The organism is Salegentibacter sp. T436, assembly GCF_001932675.1.
Lineage (GTDB): Bacteria > Bacteroidota > Bacteroidia > Flavobacteriales > Flavobacteriaceae > Salegentibacter > Salegentibacter agarivorans.
Map to the genome: position 1 here is coordinate 249735 of NZ_CP012872.1, position 23008 is coordinate 272742.

The following is a 23008-nucleotide window of genomic DNA, read 5'->3' on the forward strand; positions in this document are numbered from 1 at the left end:
TTAATTAAAATTTTAAAGTTTATGAAAAAGTTAATGCTTATCGCATGTTTTGTAATTGGAGGCTTAACCAGTGCCCAGGCACAACAAACTTCGCCGGTTTGGCCCGGTTGTGAAGACGCCGAAGACGTAAAAGCCTGTTTTAATCAAAAACTATCACAACACGTGAGAGAAAATTACGAATACCCGCAAACCGAGGACGGTGATTATATTCGCGGAAAAGTAAAGATCTCTTTTACAATTACTGAAGAAGGTAAAGCAGTAGTAAATTCGGTTGACGGTCCTGAACCTAAAGTAAACGCTGCCGCTAAGAAAATGATAGAAAAAATTCCTGATATGGAACCGGGAACTTTACAGGGCGAACCAGACGACCGCAATTTTACCGTTCCTTTTAATTTCTAGAAAAACAGTAAGGAAACCCACATCCCCCAAGCTATGAAAAAATTAATGTTTTGCTTCTTTCTTTTAACCGGCAGTTTTGCATTTGCTCAAGACGATGTAAATGTAGAAGGAAATACGGTTACCGTACGAGAAAAAGCACCGGTATGGCCTGGGTGTGAAAGCAGTGAAGACCTAAAAAACTGTTTCAACCAAAAATTAATGGAACACGTTAAAAACAATTATAAATACCCAAGAAATGATAAAGGGGAATTTATAAGAGGAAAGGTTGTAGTAAAAATGCACGTAGACGAAGAAGGGAAAACGGTGGTAAATTCTGTAAAAGGTGATCAAAAACCGGTAATCGCAGCTGTAGAAAATATGCTGAAAAAGATTCCCGAAATGAAACCGGGAACCCGTGGAGGAAAACCTACAAAAATAAGTTACACCCTTCCATTAAATCTATAGTAAGCAAGTTATACTTTAACTTGGCCTTAACTAGCGTTGGTTTCAGACCGAAAGAAAAAATTGTAAATTTGAGTGGTACCCAAAAAAGTACCACTCTTTTTTATGCTGTCACAAGAACAATTACTCGATTTTTTTAAGAAAACCAGGGCACATTCTGAATTGATTTGTTCCTTTCTGGAAACCGAAGATTATGTGGTACAACCTATAGAAGATGTTTCTCCCCCCAAATGGCACCTTGGCCATACCACATGGTTTTTTGAAGAATTTGTTTTAAAACCCAATGTTAAGAATTATAAACTTTTTGATAAGAATTCAGCCTACGTTTTTAATAGTTATTACGAAAGTGTTGGCGATAAGGTAATTCGTACCAATCGGGGAAATTTATCACGTCCCACCGTTGCCTGGGTTTATGAGTACCGAAACTATGTATCAAAGGCAATGCAGAAATTTTTAAAAGGAGAGAAAATTTCAGAAGAACTTTGCGGGGTAGTAGAAATTGGTTGCCACCACGAAAAACAACACCAGGAACTTTTATTAACCGATATTAAATATATCCTCGGGAATAATCCATTATTTCCTGAATATAACGATCAATTTAAAGAGAATCCTATCCAGGATTTTAAACAAGAATGGATTTCGATTTCTGAAGGCGTTTACGAAGTTGGCCATAAAACCGATGATTTCTGCTACGACAATGAACAGGGCGTTCACAAGGTTTATTTAAACGATTACCAGATTTCGAACAAATTGGTTACCAATGCCGAGTTTATAGAATTTATAGAAGCCGGAGCTTATAAAGATGTTTTGCTTTGGCACGCCGAAGGTTGGGATTGGGTAAACAATAACAATATTGAAGCGCCATTTTACTGGCATAAAATAGATGGAGAGTGGCATCAATATACATTAAACGGACTTACAAAACTGGTGCCTGAAGCCCCACTAAGTCACATTTCATATTTTGAAGCTTTTGCATTTGCCCAATGGAAAAATTTAAGATTACCAACCGAATTTGAATGGGAAACCGCACAGCAATATTTTAACTGGGGCACCCGCTGGGAATGGACAGAGAGCGCTTATTCCCCCTACCCTAATTACACTAAACCCAAAGGTGCACTTGGCGAATACAATGGTAAATTCATGGTAAGCCAAAAAGTGCTTCGCGGTTCTTCAGTTGCCACATCACCAAATCATTCCCGCCCTACTTATCGCAATTTTTTTCATCCACATTTACGCTGGCAATTCACCGGCTTAAGATTGGCTAAATAACCAACAAATTTAAATGAAAACCACACCAACCACATTTCAGTCGGCTTTTGAAGAAGACGTGTACAAAGGCCTAACCAGCTTTCCAAAATATTTACTTTCAAAATATATTTATGATGAAAAAGGAGATAAACTTTTTCAGCAAATAATGGCAATGCCAGAATATTATCTCACTAATTGCGAGTTAAATATTCTGAAAAAACATAAGTCGGCTATTGCTGAAATCATCAATAAAAAAGGCGGATTTGACCTTATTGAACTCGGCGCCGGAGACGGCAAGAAAACCAAAGTTTTATTGAAAGAACTGGTAGACAAGGAATACGATTTTAATTATTTACCTATTGATATTAGCCAAAGTGTTTTGAAGGAGCTGGAAAACTCTTTAAAAAATGAAATACCAGAAGTGAGTGTTAAAATCCAACAGGGCACCTATTTTAAAACCCTGGAAAACCTGGCCGATTATAGTAGCCGCACGAAGATAATTTTAGTTTTAGGCTCTAATATTGGTAATCTTTTACACGAAAACGCCATTGAATTTCTTCGGAATATTCAGGAAGCAATGTCATCAGAAGATATGCTTTTTATGGGCTTTGATCAGAAAAAAGACCCTCAGAAAATATTAGATGCTTATAACGACGCAGCCGGAATTACGGAAGCTTTTAATAAAAATTTATTGAACCGAATCAATAAAGAATTAGATGCAAATTTTAATCCTGATAATTTTATTCACTGGGAAACTTACGATCCTGAAAGTGGTACTGCAAAAAGCTACCTGGTTAGCAAGGAGAATCAAAAAGTGGCTATAAATAAACTGGATTTAGAAGTAAGTTTTGATGCCTGGGAAAGTATTCATACCGAAATTTCACAAAAATACGATGATGCAGTGGTCGAGTGGCTGGCAAAAGAAGCCGGATTAGAAATCCAAACCAGTTTTGAGGATAGTAATAAATATTATAAAAATTATATTTTCAGGAAAAAAGTATAAAAAATTCAGATCCCAAAATTCCTCAATTCCTTTAAAAGCAAATTCAGCTCATTTTCAGTATTAAAATAATGAAAACTCACGCGTATTCCTTCTCCGCGTTGTGATGTAATAATTTGTTTGCTTCTTAGGTATTCAAACAATTTATTGTTGCCTTTTATATTAAAGATAGAAGAATGTTCAGCGCGATTTACCACGCTTTCTTCCAGGAGATTCATTTTGGTAAATTCAGATTTAGCTTTCCTGCTTAAAGCCTTAATTCTCGATGAAATTTCACCTATTCCTATCTTTTTAATCAGTTTTAAAGCTTCGGCCAAACTTCCATAATTCAGCGTATCCTGGTGGCCGGGCTCAAACTTTCCTATAAAATTTCCCTCGTGAGCTTTGTATTTTCCCTGTAAAGAACCAAAACCTAAAGCTTTTGGAGCAATCTTTCCTTCCACTTCTTTTTTAAAGAGCATAAATGCATTTCCATACCCGGCGTTTAGCCATTTATAGGTGCTGCAAATTAGAATATCAATAGCACTCTCATTAAAATTATAAGCTTCAGTGCCGCAAAACTGGGTTCCATCGGCTATAAATAATGTTTCAGGATATTCCTTTTTTAGATTTTGAAGAAATTCCAGGTCTATTTTAATTCCGTTAATGTATTGTACGACGCTAAAAGCAAAGAAATCGGGTTGCTGTTTCTCGAAAGCTTCAGCGATATTTTTCTCTAGACTTTCATTAATTTCAGCATAAGATATTTCAAAATCCCTGGATTCTACGGCCCAGTTTAGCGACGGATAATCATTTTTAACCAGTAGTGCTTTTTGAGGTTTTTCAAGCCCTTCCAGCAAAGTATTAAATCCGTAAGAGAAATTGGGCACTAAAGCCACCTGTGCATGTGGGCATACAAAAGTTTCGCCAACAAGCTCCCGGGTTTTGCTTAAAATCCCGGCTTGCTTCTCTTTAAAAACGCTTGCTCCAAGAAGAAAATCTAAATCGTGATTTTGCCTGAATTCCCAAACCGTTTCCGGCAATAATCCCGAAGCCGCGGTATTTAAATAGGTATATTGTTCTAAAACCGGAAAGCCTTTTCTTAAATTCTCCATTTTCCTCTACGAATTGTTAACAAAAACTGTAAATTTGGAATAGACACTAAAGTAATTCTAATTATGTTTTCTAAAAAGAAAAACACTTCCAAACTCGATGCAGAACAGCGTGAACTCTATGAACACGCACGTAAACGCACCCTGCAAAAAAAGAGATTATTTCAGCATTTTATAATATTTCTAATCGGGGCCGTATTTCTCATCGTTTTAAATGTGGTTATTGGCTATCAGGAGAATTTTATGCCATTGGGCTATAACTGGTTTGTATGGGCCATTTTACTTTGGGCGTTTATCTTTTTGGTTCACGTATTTAATGTTTTTATCACCAATAAATTCCTGGGTAAAGAATGGCAGGATAAGCAAATGGCAAAATTAGTACAGAAACAAAAAGAAAAAATTGCGAAAATGCAAACGCAGGTTGAGAAAGATTTTCCTGCAAATCCGCCGCAAAAAGAAACTACCCAAAAACCAGAAAATACGCCGGAATTAAAAAGCGGAAACGAGCGTTTTAAACCAAAGACTAACGATCCCGAAAAGCCAGATCAACCATACAATACTTAAAATATGATAACAATGATTGCCGCTGCCGCGGAAAATAATGCGCTGGGAAAAGATCAGGATTTAGTGTGGCACCTGCCAGACGATTTTAAGCGTTTTAAAAGACTTACTACCGGGCATCACATTATTATGGGAAGAAAAACTTTTGAAACTTTCCCGAAACCACTTCCAAATCGCACCCATATTGTAATTACCCGAAAAGATAATTATCTGCACAAAGATGCCACCGTGGTTTCTTCTTTAGAAAAAGGGCTGGAATTTGCCAGAAAAGATGAACAGCCTTTTATAATTGGTGGCGGTGAAATTTATGAATTAGGAATGGACGTGGCCGATAAAATTGAACTAACAAGAGTGCACGGTACTTTTGAAGCCGATACTTTTTTTCCGGAAATAGATGAAGAAAAATGGAAGTTAATAGCCGAAGACTTTCACCCGAAAGACGAAAAACACGATTACGCCTTTACTTACCTTACCTATGTTAGAAAATAACATTCTAAATAAAATAGCTGAAGAACATAACCTAAACAACGCAAAATTTAACCGACTAACCGGTGGAGATATCAATGATGTTTTCCTAATTACTTCGGAAGAGAAAAAGCAGGTAGTAAAAATAAATAATGCTGAAAAGTTCCCGGGAATGTTTGAAGCCGAAAAAGCCGGCCTGGAAGCTCTTCAAAAACCAAAAGTAATTGATGTTCCCAATATTCTGGGAATTGGTAAAATTGAAAATACTTCATATTTACTTTTGGAATACAAAGAGAGTACCGCCAAATCCTCCACTTTCTGGGAAGATTTTGGAAAGCAAATGGCCGCTTTGCATAGAACCACTTCAGAGGAATTCGGATTTCACCGGGATAATTATATTGGTAGTCTTCCGCAACAAAACAATGCTGCAGCCTCAGCAGCCAACTTCTATATTTCTGAACGACTGGAACCTCAACTAAAGATAGCGAAAGATAGAGGTTATGACCTTGGTGTCACTAGATCGTTTTTCAGCAATATTTCAGCAATAATTCCAGATGAAAAACCCTCGCTAATTCACGGTGATCTTTGGGGTGGTAATTATCTGGTTAATGGAAATGGCGATCCCTGCCTTATAGATCCTGCCACAGCTTTTGCTCCACGTGAAATGGACCTTTCAATGATGCAACTTTTTGGCGGATTTGATAAGGAATTATTTAATAGCTACAAAAAGGATTTTCCTTTAGTATCGGGTTTCGAAGAACGAATTCGGCTTTGGCAACTTTACTATTTATTGGTTCATCTTAATCTTTTTGGTGCCGGATATAAAGCTCAGGTTACCAGTATTATTAAGCAATTCAGCTAATTTCACAATTCTTAACAGGACACTTTATTCTTTTAGGAGTTTATTAGCGCAGATAGGCGTGGATACTCATTAAATTCAAACTTCCAACTTAAACTTAAAAAAAATGAGTACTGAAAATTTGAATAAAGACGAGGCTTTAGATAAAATGAAGTCAATGGTAAAAGACATTAAAACCTGTATGTTCGTTACAGATTTTGGCAACAAACCCTTAAGTGCCGTACCAATGACTACCAAAGAGGTAGATAAAGAAGGAAATATCTGGTTCTTTAGCAGGCTGGATAGCGACCATAATGGAGATATCGCCAAAGATAATGATGTTCAACTTCTATATAGTGATACCTCAGATATGGAATTTATAAGCATTTACGGGAAAGCTACTATAGAAACCAATAAAAATGTTTTAGAAGAATTCTACGGAAAAATGGATGATGCCTGGTTTAATGGGGTAGATGATCCTAATTTAACCGCAATAAAAGTAGTTCCAAAAGAAGCTTATTTTTGGGATAACAAGCAAAATAAATTTGTAACCTTTTTAAAAATAGGAGCGGCAGCAGTAACCGGTGACAAAAAAGGAGATATTGGAGAAAAAGGAAAATTGAATCTTTAGATTTAGAAATTCTCAAGGAAAGACCTCGTAACAGCGCATTTGTTATGAGGTCTTTTTTATTATTTCTATTTTAGCCGAATCTAAATTGAATATTATGAACGCATATATTTTTCCCGGTCAGGGAGCCCAGTTTTCAGGAATGGGATTAGACCTTTTTGAAAAATCTACTAAAGCACAGGATCTATTTAAAAAAGCCAACGCAATTTTAGGTTTTTCAATTACCGATATTATGTTTGAAGGTACTGCTGAAGACCTAAAGCAAACCAGAGTTACACAACCAGCCGTATTTTTACACTCGGTTATTTTAAGCAAGGTTTTAGGCGAAGATTTTAAACCAGATATGGTTGCCGGACATTCTCTGGGTGAACTTTCTGCACTCGTGGCCAATAACACCCTTTCTTTTGAAGACGGATTAAAGCTGGTTTATAAACGTGCTATGGCAATGCAGGAAGCCTGCGAATTAGAACCTTCTACTATGGCCGCTGTTTTAGGCCTGGAAGATGAAGTTGTTGAAGCTGTTTGCGCCGAAACAGATGGAATTGTAGTAGCTGCCAATTATAACTGCCCGGGGCAATTAGTGATTTCTGGAGATATAAAAGCGGTTGAAGCTGCTTGTGAAACTTTAAAAGAACGCGGTGCCAAAAGAGCAATGATCTTACCTGTAGGCGGTGCTTTCCACTCGCCATTAATGGAACCAGCCCGAAAAGAACTTGCTGCTGCAATAGAAAACACAACATTTAATACCCCAACCTGTCCAATCTATCAGAACGTGAGCACTTTTGCTGTAACCGACCCAGAAGAGATTAAGAAAAACCTGGTTTTTCAATTAACCGCCCCAGTGAAATGGACACAAAGTGTTCAAAATATGATTAAGGACGGTGCTACTAATTTTACCGAAGTAGGCCCCGGAAAAGTTTTACAGGGGTTAGTTAAAAAAATAGACCGACAAATGGAAACCGCTTCGGCTTCTATCTAGGACTGAAAAATCAGAATTAAAGTAGGCTTTCTGAATAACAATCTTTCGTCAAGCTGAACGCGTTTCAGCTTCTAATACGTTAGATCCTGAAATAAATTCAGCGTGACGGTAGAAACTTGGATTCCAAGAGACAGAAGAAATTCCTGAAAGTAAAAAATCCTGAAGTTGTGAACTTCAGGATTTTTTATTTCTATCTGTTTACAGAAAAAACTTCACAACTCCGCTGGAAGTGATAAAGGAATTTATTTTTTATAAATCTTTCCTTCTTTCATTACGAATTTCACTTCTTTTAAAGTCTCAATATTTTCGGTTGGATCTTCGTCTACTGCAATAATATCGGCATAAAAGCCTTCGGCAATCTGACCAATTTCATCCTCCATTTTTAAAATTTTAGCTGCCGTAATTGTAGCACTTTGAATTGCTTCTATTGCCGGCATTCCGGCTTCTGTCATATAAACAAACTCCCGCGCATTTTCACCGTGCTTAAAAACTCCGGCATCAGTACCAAAAGCAATACCTACTCCCCTTTTATAGGCGCGCGCAAACATATCCTGAATTTGAGGTCCAATTTCCTTTGCCTTTGGTACTACAAGCTCAGGATAGTAATTTTCAATTTCGGCATTTTGAGTCACCTCTTTCCCGGCTGTAATTGTTGGTACCAGGTAAGCATCGTGTTCTTTCATTAAATCCATTGTTTCTTTGCTCATCTTTGTACCATGCTCAATGGTTTTTACACCGGCTCTAATGGCGCGCTGCATCCCCTCATCGCCGTGAGCGTGCGCTGCCACGTGAAAATCATAATCATTTGCAGTTTCTACGATTGCTCTTATTTCGTCTTCGGTAAACTGCGGATTAGAACTGCTTTTAGCTACACTTAGAACTCCGCCGGTAGCTGTAATTTTAATTAAATCGGCACCATTTTTATAACGTTGCCGAACTGCTTTTGCAGCATCTTCAGGACCGTTAACCACACCCTCCTTTGGCCCGGGGTCTCCGGTTAATTCCTTATTCATTCCGTTGCTTGGATCGGCGTGACCTCCTGTAGTTGCTAAAGATTTTCCGGCGGTAAAAATTCTAGGACCGTCAATTTTTCCTTTATTTATAGCATCGCGAAGGGCAATATTTACCCCGCTTCCGCCTAATTCCCTAACTGTAGTAAAACCGGCCAATAGCGTGGTTTTAGCAAAACCAACCGAGTTAAATGCCGCATCTTCTGGATCGTTTATAAAACGCTCCATATATTTTTGCGGATTTGTTTCACTTTCCAGATGCACATGCATATCGGTTAGCCCCGGAAGCACGGTTTTATCACGTAGATCTATTAGTGAATCATTTTCACTTTCCGGATTTACAAATCCGTTTTCTATACTTTTAATCCTTTTTTCAGAAACAATTATTGTTTTTTCAGTTAGTACTTTTCCTGATTTTGTATCTACCAATTTCCCGGCCTGTATGTAGAAATCCTGTGCCTGAAGCCCTGCAGATAAGAATATTCCGAAGCAAAAAATTAAAAGTTTTTTCATATTAAAAATTTAAGTGTCTAAAAAATTCTTGATGGTAGCGGTAATATACTCAATTTGTTCATCATCCAATTCGGTATGCATTGGTAAGGAAAGTACTTCCTGAACCAATTGATTGGTCACCGGGAAATCGGCTTCATTATATCTTGAATCTGTGTAGGCTTTTTGCTTATGTAGGGGAATTGGATAATAAATTCCGAATGGAATTCCCTTCTCCTGCAGGTGCTTTGCCAGGGCATCACGTTTTCCGTTTTTAATTTTCAAGGTATATTGGTGATAAACGTGAGTATCTTCTTTGTCTAGTAGTACCGGTGTAATTATATCTTCCTGGCCTTTAAAAGCTTCAGAATATTGTTTGGCAGATTTTCTTCTGGCTTCATTATAAGAATCTAATTTTGGAAGTTTTGCTCGTAAAACCGCCGCCTGCAAACTATCTAACCGGGAATTAACTCCCACTACATCGTGATGATAACGCTCGTACATACCGTGATTTACAATTCCTCGAATAGTGTGCGCCAAATCATCATCGTTGGTAAAAATAGCACCACCGTCACCGTAACACCCCAAATTTTTAGAAGGAAAAAAAGAAGTAGCACCTATATGTCCAATTGCACCAGTTTTTTGAGTTTCGCCGTTTTTAAAATGATAATTCCCTCCAATGGCCTGCGCATTATCTTCAATTACATAAAGATTGTGCTCTTTGGCAATTTCCATAATCGCATCCATATTGGCAGCCTGACCAAAAAGATGAACAGGAACAATGGCCTTGGTTTTTGGCGTGATTGCCTTTTTTATGGCTTCGGGGTCTATATTAAAACTATCGGGTTCAACATCTACAAGCACAGGGGTTAACTGAAGAAGCGCTATCACCTCAACGGTAGCCGCAAAAGTGAAATCGGCAGTAATTACTTCGTCTCCCGGTTTTAGATCAAGACCCATCATCGCTATCTGTAGAGCATCGGTCCCATTGGCACAGGGAATTACGTGCTTAACCTGGAGATATTCTTCTAAATCTTTTTGAAATTGCTGAACTTCAGGACCATTAATAAATGCCGCATTTTCTATAACTTCCTGAAAAGAAGAATTTACCTGATCTTTTATTCCATCATATTGACCTTTAAGGTCAACCATCTGTATCTTTCTCATCTATCTATATTTTTTCTTCCCAATTTAAATTAGCAGGGACTAATGATTCTGTTCATTTACTGCCATTATTTGGAACCCGCATAATGCCGGTTTCATGTGTTTTTTTAGAGTCACGAAAATACGAAATAAGCTCCCTATTGCCAATCAATTTTAATTAAAGGCCTATTTTCGCATAAGAAACAAGTTATTTTGAAGTCACTTTACAACTTAGCTACGAAAATTGCCGGAAAAGCATTACCGCTGGCAGGCAGGTTTAATCATAAACTCAAATTGTTTACCGAGGGCAGAAAATCGGTTTTTGATAAATTAGAGGCTGAAATAGATCCTGCTTCTCAATACTTATGGTTTCATGCGGCTTCCCTGGGCGAATTTGAACAGGCTTTGCCCATTATTGAAGAGGTAAAAAAGGAATTTCCCAAGTATAAAGTATTGATTACTTTTTTTTCTCCTTCGGGTTACGAAAACAAGAAAAACCATCCGCTGGCAGATGTAATTACCTATCTGCCGCTGGACACCCCGGGCAACGCAAATCGATTTCTTGAGCTAGTTAAGCCAAAAATTGCATTTTTTATTAAATATGAGATCTGGCCAAATTTCTTAACCGAATTGGATAACCGAAATATTAAAAGTTTATTGGTTTCGGGAGCTTTTAGAGAAAACCAAATATATTTTAAACCTTATGGCGGACTTATGCGGAAAGCCCTCTCAAGATTTGATCATTTTTTTGTGCAAAATGAAGCTTCAGTAGAATTACTTAAATCTATTGGTTTTAATAATATTACCCTAAGCGGTGACACGCGATTTGATCGCGTATCAAGGCAAATACAATATGATAATAAGCTCGATTTTGCCGAAGAATTTATAAATAATGAAACCTGTCTCGTTGCTGGAAGTACCTGGACTGAAGACGAAGAAATCTTGCTTCCATTTATCAATAAAACCTCAGCAGAAATAAAGATAATAATCGCACCTCACGAGATTAAGGAAGAAAAAATAAAGGTGCTGGAGCAAAAAATTAAGAAGAGAACTATTCGATATTCAAAAAAGGAGAACCACGACCTGGCAAATTTTGAGGTATTAATTTTAGACACCATAGGTTTATTGGGCAAGGTTTACAGTTATGCCAGTATTGCGTATGTAGGCGGCGCTGCGGGAACTTCGGGACTTCATAATATTTTAGAACCCGCAACCTTCGGAATTCCTGTTATTATAGGGAAGAATTATAAAAACTTCCCGGAAGCTATTCGGTTACGGCAGCTTGCCGGTTTATTTTCAGTAGAAAATTCTTCAGAATTTAACGAGGTATTAGTAAAGTTAGTTGCCAATAAAGATTACAGAGAAAAAACCGGAATGATTGCCGGACACTTTATTAATAGTAATACCGGGGCTACCCAAACCGTAATTAATTACCTAAAGCGTTTACCCGGGTTTAGCTAAAGTTTCCTAAAAAATAAATACAGCTAACATTTATATTGTAATTTCGACATATAAATTAATAAACTAAACATTATGAAACGAGTACTTATTACTGGAGTAATTTTACTGTTTACCGCTGTGAGCTTTACCTCCTGCCGTGAAACTACAGAAAAAGAAACCGTGGTTAGGGAAGTTGAAGTTGAAAAAGAGGAAGCAGCAGAGCCTGAAGAAGAACGTAAAGGAATCCTGGAACGTGCAGGCGAAAAAGTAGACGGCAAGGTAAATGAAGAAATAGACGAAGAGTTAGATAAAATTGACGATAATTAAACAAAAACAATAAAACAGGTTTAAAGGAAGTGTTTTCGTTATTTTTTATGAAAATTTTAATATTGTTTCTGTTAAAATCCACTTTTACATTTCTAATTTTGCTTTAATAAACTAGAAACAACCAAATTTATGAAACGATCAATTTTAATGCTCGCTATGTTTTTTACCCTTAGTACAGCTTTTACTTCCTGCCGTGAGGTTAATGAAGAAGAGAACGAAATGGAAATGGAGGGTGAAGAAATGGAAAGAGAAATGGAAAGAGAAATGGAAGGCGAAATGAACGAGATGGAGGATGATTTGGATAATGTTGGAGATGACATTGAAGATGCCGCTAACGATGCCGGAGACGCTGTTGAAGATGCAGCTAATGAAACCGGTGACGCAGTAGAAGATGCTGCCAACGAAGTTGAGGATGAAGTTGAAGGTAACGACGACTATTAATTCTATTAATAATTAACTAAACTTAGAACTATGAAAAAATTAATTTTAATGCTCGCTATTACCTTTAGTACCGCTGCGGTTTTTACTTCTTGTAGAGAAGAAAAATCTGGTGTGGAACAAGCTGCAGACGATGTTGAAGACGCTGCAGAAGACGTAGGAGATGAAGTAGAAGATGCTACAGACGACATGTAGGATCTAACAAATTAACCAACCAAAGAGAAAATCCTTTTTGATTAAATTCAAAAAGGATTTTTTTTATGCTTGCTTTTTAAACGATTTTAGTTCCCGTTTAAGATCTTCCATAGATTGCTTTAATTCTCTAAACAGTCCGCTTTCTGAAGGGTTGTCTAAATTAAAGGTAAGTTTAGAATTTACCTGCCAGAGTTCCTGTACTTCATTAATATTTACTTCTATAGGAAGATATTCTTCATTTAATGAAATTAAAAGGATTTTAGAAGCATCGGGCAGTTTTTGAAGTTTTTTAACCAGCACAGAATCCTGTAAAACCACCACATAAATTTTATTATTACTCGCCTGGTCTAAATCTGGTACCGCTTTAGCCAAAACCCATTCTTTGGGATAATAGTTGGGCAACATACTGTCTCCTTCAATTTGAAACCCACGATAGGTGGCGTTTCTAAATTCCGGCAGGGGAATATCAAATGCTGGTAATTGCTGGTACCATTCTACATCCTGAACGTTATGAGGATAACCGGCAGCCGCTTTTTGGTTTACCATTACCATATTTTCATTATCTGAAGAATCTACGGTAACAACCTTAGGGCTCACATCGCCTTTGCTTAACTGTAAATACTTTTGACCACTCTGCCCAAACAGCCATAAAGGATTTATTCCAAACTGACTTAAAAGCTCGGCGACCACTTTTCCAGAAAGTTTGGTACGCCCGCGTTCAATATCGGCTGTTGAGTTTTTTATCCCTAAAAGTTCGGCAAATTCAGATTGGGTAAAGTTATTTTCTTCCCTTACTTCTTTAAAATGTTTGATGTCTATAGATGGAGGCTGGCCCATAATTTCTAATGTTTAGGAATTTATCCAATATTAATCAAATTTATTGGATAAATTCCATATCTACAAAAGAAATGTATTCTATTCTTTTTGTGCGCCAAGTATTTTTTCTATCTTTTCAGTAAGGTCTTCTACTTCAAAAGGTTTTGCAATAAAATCGTTAGCGCCTGCATTTTTACATTTTGGACCGGCATCGTGCAAGGCCGACATCATAAGAACAGGAGTTTTTTCAATATCAGGATTTTTTCTTATTCCGGCGCAAACATCGGTGCCGTCAACGCCAGAAATTAACATATCTAAAAGTACGATATCTATATTTTTCTGCTGGATTAATTCTTCAGCCAATAATGGCTTTTCGGTTACAATTACTTCATAACCGTAAAATTCCAGTAATGTTTTTAACATTTCACCAATTCCCGAATCATCATCTACAACCAGAATCTTTGTATTTTTCTGCATATTTATATATTAAGAGGTAATTTGCGCAGCATCCAGAATGAATGAAAATTCTGAACCTTCGCCTAATTTGCTTTTCACTTCTATTTCTCCATTATGTCTTTCCATAATTTCATTCGCCAAATATAATCCTATACCAAAACCTGAATAAGTCTCTTCACTTTTAACCCCCACTCTATAAAATCTTTTAAAGATTTTTTTATGGTTTTCGGTACTAATTCCAATACCGTAATCTTTTATAATTACTTTTATTTTATCGCTGGCTTTCTTTACGATCTTTACGTTAATATTGAGGCTGCCAGGTGAATATTTTATGGCATTTATTATTAAATTAATAATTACCTGCCCAATACGATCCCTATCTGCCACTACCATAGCCTGCACTTCACTTTCCAGGTCTATTTTATGCTGTGTATTGGTATAATTTATATCCTGAATAGTCTCGGCAACCAGTTCATTTAAATTGAATTCTTCCTTCTTTAATTCCAACTGATTTTCCCGTATTCTGGAAAGATCCAGTATTTCTGAAATTAATCTTGTTAATCTTGAAACCTGGTGATTTATACGTTCTAAGGAAGGTTTTAATGGTAGGTTAGAAGCTTCTGCTTCCCCCTGTTTTTTAAGTAAGCTTAATAATAATTGTACATAACCTTTTATAGAGGTAACCGGGGTTTTTAACTCGTGACTAACCATTTTAAGGAATTCTTCTTTACGTTTTTCCTCTTCCTTAATTTTATCGATTTCGGTATTTGCGGCAATCCACATTTTTATGGAGCCATCGTCTTCCTTAACCGCTTCACACCTGCTTAGATGCCAAATATATTTTCCTTCTTTATTTTTTAAACGCAGTTGCATTTCAAGATCGCAGCCGGTGTCAAGGCAATTTTCCCAGGCTTCTAAATACGTTTGTTTTTCATCGGGATGAATAAATTCTACCCAGCCAATTTTCTTAAGGCTTTCACTTGCCTGCCCTGTAAAATCTAACCAGTTTTTATTGAAATAAATATCATTTCCACGGGCATCGGTTTTTGAAACCATTCCAGGCATTAAATCGGCCATTTGCCTAAAATGAAATTCACTTTCCTTTAATAGCATTTTAGACTTCACAGATTCGGTTACATCTATTGCCATATTTAAAATCCCGTAGATCTCCCCGTTTTTATCCCGCAATGGTTTGTAAGTAAAATTGTAAAAACCGGTTTGCATTTCACCATCTATAAGAAGATCTACTTTATCTTCTTTTCCCCAATAGGTTTCGCCGGTTCTATAAACATTTCTAAGTAATTCTAAAAAAGGTTGTCCGTCTAACTCGGGAAGAGCCTGGGCTAAGCGCTTTCCTATAACCGAAGTATCTTTTCCCCAAAGTTTAAGCATGGCATCGTTAGCCAGCTCAATATTCATGTCTATCCCGGTATAAATAGCGGTTGCTACCGTAGCTTCTTTTACAATTCCCTGCATGCGGTGTTCTTTTTCCCGCACCAGGTTTTCTTTTATTTTTTCGTCGTGCACATCTATTACCGTACCTATCATCCCCTCATATTCCCCGTTCGCGTCAAACCTGGGGCTTCCTTTATCCATAACCCAACGGTAATCCCCTTTTGCACTTTGAAGCCTAAAGGTAGAGCTGTATGGTTTTCTTTCTTTTTGCGCTTCAAGAAAACTCGTTTTAGCTCCATCATAATCTTCAGGATGAATTGTTTCCAACCAACCAAAAACCTTTGCAGCTTCCACTTTTTGACCAGTATAGGAATACCAATTTTTATTTAAAAAGGTACTTTCTCCTTGATCATTGGTAATCCAAATAATTGCAGGAACGGCATCAATAACTTCTTTTAACCGGTCTTCATTTTCTTCAATCTTTTTACGAGCCAGGACCTGCTCGGTCACATCAATAGCATGGACAAAAACACCATCTATTTTACCTTTTTTATTCCGGGTGGGTTCATAAACAAAATTGAGAAATGAATTTTTAAATTCCCCCTTTTTGTCCTGAAGATTAATAGCAAGCTCGTTACCAATATATGGTTCGCCTGTTGAGTATACGGTATCTAAAAGATCTATAAAACCTTGATTCCCTACCTCTGGCAGGGCTTCCTTTACCGTTTTCCCTATAATATTCCTGTTACCAATTAATTTAAGATAATTTTCATTTGCTACCTCAAAAGTATGCTCGGGCCCTCTAAGAATACAAATTGCAGCTGGCGCATTAGAAAGAATATTGTCTACAATTCTATTAAAAACTTTTTCCTGACGGGATAACCTGCCAGTTGATTTAAGCCTTTTAAAACTTATAAGAATTAACGGATTTGTAGCTGGCAGTGAAAGTAAAGAAGCATTTACAGAGAATTTCTTTTTTGTATTTTCGGAAAAATGTAGCGCTACAATTCTATCAGAAATAGATTTCTCTCCATTTTGAAGCTCTTTCAGAATTTCTCTAAATTCAGCAGTATCTAATTGTTTCTGATTAAAATTAAAAACTGAAACCCCTTCCTCTTTTTCACTAATTTTAAATTTTTTCTCAAAATTAGCGTTGTATGCCACTACATTTTGGTTTACAGTCAATACCAATAGTGGTTCTCTAACGGTTTTAAGTAATCCGCTGGCATAATTTTTAAGATTGGCTAATTCCTCTTTAGGAAGTTTAGAGGTGTCAGATTCTACCATAAATATTATCTAAATCTTCAGTTTAAATGTGCTAAATTAAAGCCACTAAATTACTATTTTAAAACAGCAATTTCCTTTTCTATTTCTTATGAAAATCATAAAGTTATAGCTCATAAAAAGGAGAAACAAACTTCAATAAAAAAACCGACGAAAATAATTTTTCATCGGTTCTTAAGCAATTAATTTAAAAAGAATTATTGCGCTAAATACCCACCATCAATAGGATAGTAAGCGCCAGTAGCAAAAGACGACTTCTCGCTTGCCAGCCATAAAAATAACTGGGCTACTTCATCTGCCTCTCCCAATCTCCCAATTGGATGTGCATTTACCAACTGCGATAACAAATCTTTATCTAAATCTTTTAACATTGGGGTATTTATAAACGCAGGGCCAACAGAATTTACCCTTATAGCTTTGGCAGAATATTCCAGGGCTGCAGATTTTGTTAAACCTACCACCCCGTGTTTTGCCGCAACATATGCTGCCGAATTCGCAAAACCTACGCTTCCCAAAATAGAAGCCACATTTATAATTGAACCTTTACCATTTTTAAGCATTTCTGGAATTTGATATCTCATCCCGTAGAAAACGCCCGAAAGATTTATAGCAATCACCTTATCCCAGCCTTCAACCGGATATTCGCCCACGGGGTGTTGTGGCCCTCCCACTCCCGCATTATTCACTGCAATATCTAATTTACCGAATTTCTTTACTGCCTGAATAACACTGTTTTCAGAGTCCTGGGCTTTAGAAATATCTGCCTTAAAAAATACAGCTTCTCCACCATCCTCATTAATTTTCTTCGCCAGTTTCTCTCCTTTTTCAATATCTATATCGGTTAGAAAAACCCGGGCACCTTCCTTTGCAAAAAGCAAAGCTGTACTTTCTCCAATTCCCGACGCTGCTCCAGTTATGAGCGCTACTTTACCTTTTAATTCCATGGCTTGATTATTTAAATTAAACAGCTTAAAATTAGCCTTTTAAATACCAAAATAATATGAGGAATATCAGGGAATAATATTTTAAGTAACTTGGCTTAAAATTGAATACAAATGAAAAGCTTAACCTACCTTTTATTAATTTTAATTAGTTTTAATTTCGTCACGGCCCAGGATAAAAAGCTACCGGAAGGCTTTATTTACCTCAAAGAGAAAATACCTGATATTAAGCTTGACATTCGATATGCCGGAAGTAATAATTTTATCGGAAAACCGGTAAACGCCTACCAAAAGCCGGTAGCCATTTTAACCGAAGCGGCTGCAACTGCACTGCAAGAAGCTCAAAAAGATTTAATGGCAGAAGGTTATTGTTTCAAAATATTTGATGCATACCGTCCGCAAACAGCGGTTAACCATTTCATTGAATGGGCTAGAATTCCTGCAGACACGCTTACCAAACAAAAATTCTATCCAAATGTTGCCAAAAAAGACCTGTTTCAGCTAGGTTACATCGCTACTAAATCGGGGCATTCCCGAGGCAGCACTGTAGATCTTACTATTATTAATATCCAAACCGGAGAGGAGTTAGATATGGGAAGTGGTTATGATTTCTTCGGAGATATTTCTCACCACAACACAAATAAAATCACTAAAGAACAAAGAGCTAACCGTTCGTTATTGAAGCGAATAATGATTAAAAATGGCTTTCGGCCCTATCCCGAAGAGTGGTGGCATTATACCTTGAGAAATGAACCATATCCTGAAACTTATTTCGATTTTCCGGTACAATAGATTTTTAGGTGATTAAGTCTTAAGTTAAATCGCATGAGGTCTTTCACCTTCTTCTAATTCTTCCTTAAATTCAAAATTAAAGGTGTTTCTTAAAACCTCCTGGTCTAAAATTTCGGAAAGCTCCTGAGTATCTAAAAATTTATCATAGTAACCAATAACCCTACTGTATTTTAAAGCTCGATTTTGGTCTGGTTCATACATAGAAGCACTTAGTATAACTACATAAATAGAATTTTTATATTTAAAATTTTCAAGAAAACCCAAAACATCCCAGCCATTTACCCGTGGCATATTTAGATCTAAAAAAATAAGTTTTAAATGCTCTGAGTTTGCAGTTTGTTTTAGGTGATCTATTAATTCGCCACCCTGCCAGAAGCCTTTTATTGGGCAATTCACTAATTTCTTTAAACTTCTTAATTCTTTAAAATAAGTGAATTGTCTTCGGCTAGTAAAATTTCATACCTGGGGGGCTTCTGCATATGCTCGCTTTTGGAGCTAAAGTTTATAGGTAACTTTAACGCCATAAAGATACGCTGTAAAGCTTCCTTCGCAATAAGAAAAATGCAATATTTATGAGGTTAACCAAAGAAAAATAATTGGTAATCCTATAAAATTAAAATTCATTATGAAATTTTAGTATTTTCACTAAAATTTTTGTTGGATCAATGAAGATAAAATTAGACGAGGAGAACAGGCAGCTAAAAATTGATGATAATATCAAAATCACCTATTGGATGCTAAAATTCGTGATGTTTACAAATATATTTCAAATGTTACTCCGGGTTTTTAAAACTCCGGTAGCCAACTGGGATTTTCTCACCTGGCTTTGGATTCCGATTGGTCTCGTGTCGCTTTTTACATTGTATTATTTCACTAATCTTAGCACTAAAGAAGTGATTCCTTTAGATGAAATTCAGCATCCTATTCTAAAAAATTTCTTCGGAAGAAAACGCTTAAGCCTAAAACTTAAAAACGGCAAAGCAAGACATATTCCAACCAATTCGATTAAAGAAATGGAACAAATTCAGAAATTTATAAACTCATCACAGAAAGCAACAACTTAGATTCTAAAATGATCCCGAAGCGTCGGGACAGAATATTGAGCAAAAAATAAAACCCCGAAAAACGTTTACGCTTTTCGGGGTTTCTATGGATTTTGCTGCTAAAAATTAAGATTCTACATCTAAGGCAGCATCTATCCTGGCGATTAAATCTTCCCAGTGATATTGAGTCAATGAATGATTCACTCCAGATTTTCTACGATTTATCTCACGCTTTAATGTTTGCATTTCACCGCGCATAAGAGGTAAAATATCAGATTTCAATAAAGCTTCGTTATCTTCAGCATTTAATTTTTTAAGATATTCTGAAGCAATATCTACATAAGAACGCTGAAGGTTTCTCCGGTAAGCATCAACCTTATTTCGATTATAAAGTTCGCTGAAAATACCTTTTCGTAAATCGCTCATTAAATTCACCGCGGAATAGGCTTTATCACCATTTACTTCTTCATTGGAGATCATTCTGTTTAAACGATCTTCATCCAGCAAACTACTTAAGGTACGAGTCTGCAAATTCTGCACTCGTTCTATAGCTCCCGAAGCTTCAATTCGGTTTAAAATTTCCTGGTTAAGCAACCAATCTGGTGTTGTGAAAGCCTCTTTAACTAAAAAGTTCACAGCTTCTTCCTGCTTTTCCTTCGGAACATTTTCATAAACCACGCCATCCTGATTAGAGGTTTTACGAGTTTCGTAAACCCCGCCAACATTGGCGACCACGTGAGATACATAACCTCTCCACATATAAGTTAACTCTCTGTACACTTCTTCAAGATCGTCATAACCGTAACCGTCTTTAGAAGTCCACTCAATTAAGTTTGGCACTACTCTTTTAAGATTCGCCAATCCGTATTCACTGGCTTTCACCTGGTCATCTCCCAAACTTTCTCGCTGCGATTGTGGATCTACTCCGCCATAACCATTTCCAAATTCATACCATGGATTTCCAGCTTTTTCTAAAATCCATTCATCTAATTTTTCTTTTTCCGCTTCGGCGGACTCGGCTTCAGGCAAATATCTATAACCCCAGTTGATGGCATATAAATCATAAGGTCCCATCATTCTAATATATCTCACTCCTTCATCTTCCGGTTGCGCAACATAATTTACCCTTGCATAATCCATGATAGATGGCGTTAAACCATATTTCTGGGTAAACTCAGCCGATCTTAACGAATCTGTTGGGTAAGCAGAACTCGCTTTCATATTATGCGGAAGTCCAAGCGCGTGGCCAACTTCGTGAGCAATTACCATACGCATCATTTCTCCGATTTCAGTTTCGGGGGTATTTAAAGTCCTGGCATCTTCGGTTTGCGCTCCGGCTTCAATCATATACCGGTTTCGGTAAGAACGCAAATGATTATGATACCAAATAATGTCACTTTCAATAATCTCCCCGGTTCGCGGATCGGTTACCGAAGGCCCCACCGCATTCCTGGTAGTACTGGCTACGTAACGCACCACCGAGTAACGCACATCTTCAGGGCTAAACTCGGGATCTTCTTCTTTGGTTGGCGGATCTTTAGCGATAATCGCATTTTTAAATCCTGCTTCTTCAAAAGCCACATTCCAGTCTTCAATTCCCTGTTTAAAATAAGGGCGCCATTTTTCAGGCGTGGCAGGATCTAAATAATAAACTATAGGCTCTTCAGGCTCTACCAGTTCACCACGTTTGTAAGCTTCAATATCTTTAGGCACTAATTCCCAACGGCGAATCAGTTCATAATCATCGGCTTTTAATTCTTCTGAATTATAATCGTATTTATCTATAGTAAACCAGCCCACTCGATGATCTGCAATTCTTGGCTGCATTTTATCGTCTGGCAACAAGATCATAGATTGATTCATTATCATAGAAATAGTCCCAGCCTGGTCGCGTGTTGGCGGCTCTTCAGCCTCGTAAGTCATTACGTGTTTTACCTCTACGTTTTTTGGGTAAGAACTGGCAGACTCTATATAAGACCTGCTCTGGTCCAGTTTCTTTACTTTATAACGTTTCCGAAGAGAAGAAGAAAGTCCATTAATAGCTTGCACCTCGTTTTCAAACAAATCACTTACCTCAATTACCACACTTGTGGAATCTGCGTTATAAGTTTCAATTTCTGAACTAAAGAGGATCGGGAAATAATTATTGGCCTGCACCGATTTGTAAATAGGCGATTCTTCATCGCTCATATTTTCAAAACTAATCACCTTTACATCAATATTTCCTTTTCGTTTCGTCCAGCGCACTACCTGCTCGTTAACTTTAGAACCGGCATTCACATAACCGCCGCCATAACCATCGGGCACACCGGCGATACGGCTTACCAATAGCATATCTTTCTCCAGTAAATCTACAGGAATTTCAAAGTAAAGTTTATCATCTACAAAATGTGTTGTAAAAAGTCCTTCATCAGATTCAGCTTCTGAAGTGATGACTTCATCGTAGGATTTGAGTCTGCTTGTAGATTTTTTTGAAGTGTTTTCAGCCGACTTCTCTTTACTACTAAAAACAGATTTCTCACTTCCGCAGCCAGCTGCAAGTATTGCGGCCAACCCCAGAATAGGTAATTTTCTTATCATGAATTTTTTATTTTGGCTTCAAGATAAGGAAACCTGAGAAAATGTTTGAAATATAGGAAAGGAAGAATTGTTATTTATAAATAAATCAACCGTTGAACTGAACATGTTTCAAATTCTAACAGGACTAAAATACCCATAACTTAGATCCCGAAACAAGTTCAGGATGACGGGGAAAAGTTCTTAGCACCTTATTCCGAAGAAATTTTTGAGTTGCTTTCGGTATTCATCCATCTGTCCCAGAAAGTGAAATAAAGTCCGAAATTAGTTTTAAACTCGGCGTGATGAAAATGATGGTGCGTGGCACCAATAAACATTTTTCCGAAGCGGCTATTCATAAAAGCTTTAGGATAAATTTCAATATCCAAATGATTTATCACGCTGCTAAGCGTCATAAAAATCAAATAAACACCAATCACAATGGGATGAACGGGCAGAAAGAGTAGAATTACCGGAACTACTATAGCTTCTAGCAGCGATTCCCACGGATGAAAGGAAAAAGCCGTCCATGGGCTGGGCACTAAACTATCGTGATGCACTTTATGAATATTCCTAAAAACTTTTGGCTTGTGCATCCAGCGATGCACCCAATAATAATAAGTTTCGTGAAGCAGAGAAAGTAAAATAAAACTGGCCGGTAAATACCATAATCCAAATTTATCTAGCTCCAAATAAATTGCAGTAAAGCCTTTTTGCCAAAGAAAATAGGTAAGCGCGCCAAAAAAGCCAAAAATCACCGATGACCACATGCTCCAGTAAATTTCCTTTTTTAACTGCCCTTTTCTAAAACCACGTTTACTTAACCTTTTATTGCTGAATTTTTCACTTTTCAGTCTATAATAATACCAGTAGAATATTCCCGCGGAAATTAAATATCTTAGAAAAACCGCGGCAAAAAAGATAAGCACACAAATAAAGAAAAGCCCCGGGTTATTAATTTCGAAGAAAACCATATTAACCGAATGTAGCGAATAAGAGCGTTATTTGGAAATCAACTTTTCAGAAAATATTC

The 23008-nt window shown here is 37.0% G+C and carries 25 protein-coding genes; 15 read left to right on the top strand and 10 right to left on the bottom strand.

Annotated elements, in window-relative coordinates:
- Positions 1 to 21: 21 nt before the first annotated feature.
- From AO058_RS01100 to egtD, 4 genes are all read left to right on the top strand, one after another.
- Positions 22 to 399 carry an energy transducer TonB gene (locus AO058_RS01100; protein ID WP_075324835.1) on the top strand — a complete coding sequence of 126 codons (378 nt, stop codon included), beginning with the start codon at positions 22 to 24 and terminating at the stop codon, positions 397 to 399.
- 33 nt (positions 400 to 432) lie between these two features.
- A complete protein-coding gene (locus tag AO058_RS01105) occupies positions 433 to 843 on the top strand; it encodes an energy transducer TonB (RefSeq protein WP_075324836.1) in 411 nt (136 codons plus the stop codon).
- A 102-nt stretch (positions 844 to 945) separates the two neighbouring features.
- A complete protein-coding gene (gene egtB / locus AO058_RS01110) occupies positions 946 to 2109 on the top strand; it encodes an ergothioneine biosynthesis protein EgtB (RefSeq protein WP_075324837.1) in 1164 nt (387 codons plus the stop codon).
- A gap of 13 nt (positions 2110 to 2122) precedes the next feature.
- Positions 2123 to 3091: an L-histidine N(alpha)-methyltransferase gene (gene egtD / locus AO058_RS01115; RefSeq protein WP_075324838.1), complete on the top strand. Its 969-nt coding sequence runs from the start codon at positions 2123 to 2125 to the stop codon at positions 3089 to 3091.
- A gap of 5 nt (positions 3092 to 3096) precedes the next feature.
- Here the strand turns inward: egtD and AO058_RS01120 are convergent, their stop codons facing one another.
- Entirely contained in the window at positions 3097 to 4182 is a 1086-nt protein-coding gene (locus AO058_RS01120; protein ID WP_075324839.1) for an aminotransferase class V-fold PLP-dependent enzyme, read from the bottom strand.
- A 63-nt stretch (positions 4183 to 4245) separates the two neighbouring features.
- Between AO058_RS01120 and AO058_RS01125 the strand changes: the two genes are divergently transcribed.
- The 5 genes from AO058_RS01125 to fabD all read left to right on the top strand — a co-directional run bounded on the left by AO058_RS01125 (position 4246) and on the right by fabD (position 7650).
- Entirely contained in the window at positions 4246 to 4743 is a 498-nt protein-coding gene (locus AO058_RS01125) for a 2TM domain-containing protein (protein WP_075324840.1), read from the top strand.
- 3 nt (positions 4744 to 4746) lie between these two features.
- Positions 4747 to 5229, top strand: coding sequence for a dihydrofolate reductase (locus tag AO058_RS01130; RefSeq protein ID WP_075324841.1), 483 nt, complete (start codon positions 4747 to 4749; stop codon positions 5227 to 5229).
- Positions 5216 to 6067, top strand: coding sequence for a fructosamine kinase family protein (locus AO058_RS01135; protein ID WP_075324842.1), 852 nt, complete (start codon positions 5216 to 5218; stop codon positions 6065 to 6067). The genes AO058_RS01130 and AO058_RS01135 overlap by 14 nt, the downstream gene beginning before the upstream one ends.
- 103 nt (positions 6068 to 6170) lie before the next feature.
- On the top strand, positions 6171 to 6674 hold the full coding sequence (locus tag AO058_RS01140; RefSeq protein ID WP_075324843.1) for a pyridoxamine 5'-phosphate oxidase family protein: 504 nt from the start codon (positions 6171 to 6173) through the stop codon (positions 6672 to 6674).
- A gap of 94 nt (positions 6675 to 6768) precedes the next feature.
- Positions 6769 to 7650: an ACP S-malonyltransferase gene (fabD, locus tag AO058_RS01145; RefSeq protein ID WP_075324844.1), complete on the top strand. Its 882-nt coding sequence runs from the start codon at positions 6769 to 6771 to the stop codon at positions 7648 to 7650.
- Between the two features lie 242 nt (positions 7651 to 7892).
- On the opposite strand, the gene AO058_RS01150 is transcribed toward fabD, so the two are convergent.
- Both AO058_RS01150 and AO058_RS01155 read right to left on the bottom strand, forming a co-directional pair.
- The gene (locus tag AO058_RS01150; RefSeq protein WP_075324845.1) at positions 7893 to 9173 is read right to left on the bottom strand and encodes a metal-dependent hydrolase family protein; all 1281 of its coding nucleotides are present in this window, start codon (positions 9171 to 9173) and stop codon (positions 7893 to 7895) included.
- Between the two features lie 9 nt (positions 9174 to 9182).
- Complete coding sequence (locus tag AO058_RS01155) at positions 9183 to 10316, bottom strand: DegT/DnrJ/EryC1/StrS family aminotransferase (RefSeq protein WP_075324846.1); 1134 nt, start codon at positions 10314 to 10316, stop codon at positions 9183 to 9185.
- Positions 10317 to 10505: 189 nt separating this feature from the next.
- On the opposite strand from AO058_RS01155, the gene AO058_RS01160 reads away from it, so the two are divergent.
- The 4 genes from AO058_RS01160 to AO058_RS18460 all read left to right on the top strand — a co-directional run bounded on the left by AO058_RS01160 (position 10506) and on the right by AO058_RS18460 (position 12692).
- Complete coding sequence (locus AO058_RS01160) at positions 10506 to 11753, top strand: 3-deoxy-D-manno-octulosonic acid transferase (protein WP_075324847.1); 1248 nt, start codon at positions 10506 to 10508, stop codon at positions 11751 to 11753.
- A gap of 72 nt (positions 11754 to 11825) precedes the next feature.
- A complete protein-coding gene (locus AO058_RS01165) occupies positions 11826 to 12059 on the top strand; it encodes a hypothetical protein (protein WP_075324848.1) in 234 nt (77 codons plus the stop codon).
- Between the two features lie 129 nt (positions 12060 to 12188).
- On the top strand, positions 12189 to 12500 hold the full coding sequence (locus tag AO058_RS01170) for a hypothetical protein (protein WP_075324849.1): 312 nt from the start codon (positions 12189 to 12191) through the stop codon (positions 12498 to 12500).
- A 30-nt stretch (positions 12501 to 12530) separates the two neighbouring features.
- The gene (locus tag AO058_RS18460; protein ID WP_177195648.1) at positions 12531 to 12692 is read left to right on the top strand and encodes a Vmc-like lipoprotein signal peptide domain-containing protein; all 162 of its coding nucleotides are present in this window, start codon (positions 12531 to 12533) and stop codon (positions 12690 to 12692) included.
- 63 nt (positions 12693 to 12755) lie between these two features.
- On the opposite strand, the gene AO058_RS01175 is transcribed toward AO058_RS18460, so the two are convergent.
- From AO058_RS01175 to AO058_RS01190, 4 genes are all read right to left on the bottom strand, one after another.
- Positions 12756 to 13529 carry an XRE family transcriptional regulator gene (locus tag AO058_RS01175; protein WP_075324850.1) on the bottom strand — a complete coding sequence of 258 codons (774 nt, stop codon included), beginning with the start codon at positions 13527 to 13529 and terminating at the stop codon, positions 12756 to 12758.
- Between the two features lie 78 nt (positions 13530 to 13607).
- On the bottom strand, positions 13608 to 13985 hold the full coding sequence (locus AO058_RS01180) for a response regulator (protein ID WP_075324851.1): 378 nt from the start codon (positions 13983 to 13985) through the stop codon (positions 13608 to 13610).
- Positions 13986 to 13994: 9 nt separating this feature from the next.
- The gene (locus tag AO058_RS01185) at positions 13995 to 16646 is read right to left on the bottom strand and encodes a PAS domain S-box protein (RefSeq protein ID WP_075324852.1); all 2652 of its coding nucleotides are present in this window, start codon (positions 16644 to 16646) and stop codon (positions 13995 to 13997) included.
- A 194-nt stretch (positions 16647 to 16840) separates the two neighbouring features.
- Positions 16841 to 17587: an SDR family NAD(P)-dependent oxidoreductase gene (locus AO058_RS01190; RefSeq protein ID WP_075324853.1), complete on the bottom strand. Its 747-nt coding sequence runs from the start codon at positions 17585 to 17587 to the stop codon at positions 16841 to 16843.
- A 111-nt stretch (positions 17588 to 17698) separates the two neighbouring features.
- Between AO058_RS01190 and AO058_RS01195 the strand changes: the two genes are divergently transcribed.
- Complete coding sequence (locus tag AO058_RS01195; RefSeq protein ID WP_075324854.1) at positions 17699 to 18376, top strand: M15 family metallopeptidase; 678 nt, start codon at positions 17699 to 17701, stop codon at positions 18374 to 18376.
- 24 nt (positions 18377 to 18400) lie between these two features.
- Here AO058_RS01195 and AO058_RS01200 read toward each other — a convergent pair whose 3' ends face one another.
- Positions 18401 to 18772: a response regulator gene (locus AO058_RS01200; RefSeq protein ID WP_075324855.1), complete on the bottom strand. Its 372-nt coding sequence runs from the start codon at positions 18770 to 18772 to the stop codon at positions 18401 to 18403.
- 269 nt (positions 18773 to 19041) lie between these two features.
- Between AO058_RS01200 and AO058_RS01205 the strand changes: the two genes are divergently transcribed.
- A complete protein-coding gene (locus tag AO058_RS01205; protein ID WP_075324856.1) occupies positions 19042 to 19440 on the top strand; it encodes a hypothetical protein in 399 nt (132 codons plus the stop codon).
- Positions 19441 to 19545: 105 nt separating this feature from the next.
- On the opposite strand, the gene AO058_RS01210 is transcribed toward AO058_RS01205, so the two are convergent.
- Positions 19546 to 21999, bottom strand: coding sequence for a zinc-dependent metalloprotease (locus tag AO058_RS01210; protein ID WP_075324857.1), 2454 nt, complete (start codon positions 21997 to 21999; stop codon positions 19546 to 19548).
- 188 nt (positions 22000 to 22187) lie between these two features.
- A complete protein-coding gene (locus AO058_RS01215) occupies positions 22188 to 22949 on the bottom strand; it encodes a sterol desaturase family protein (protein WP_075324858.1) in 762 nt (253 codons plus the stop codon).
- Positions 22950 to 23008 lie beyond the last annotated feature (59 nt).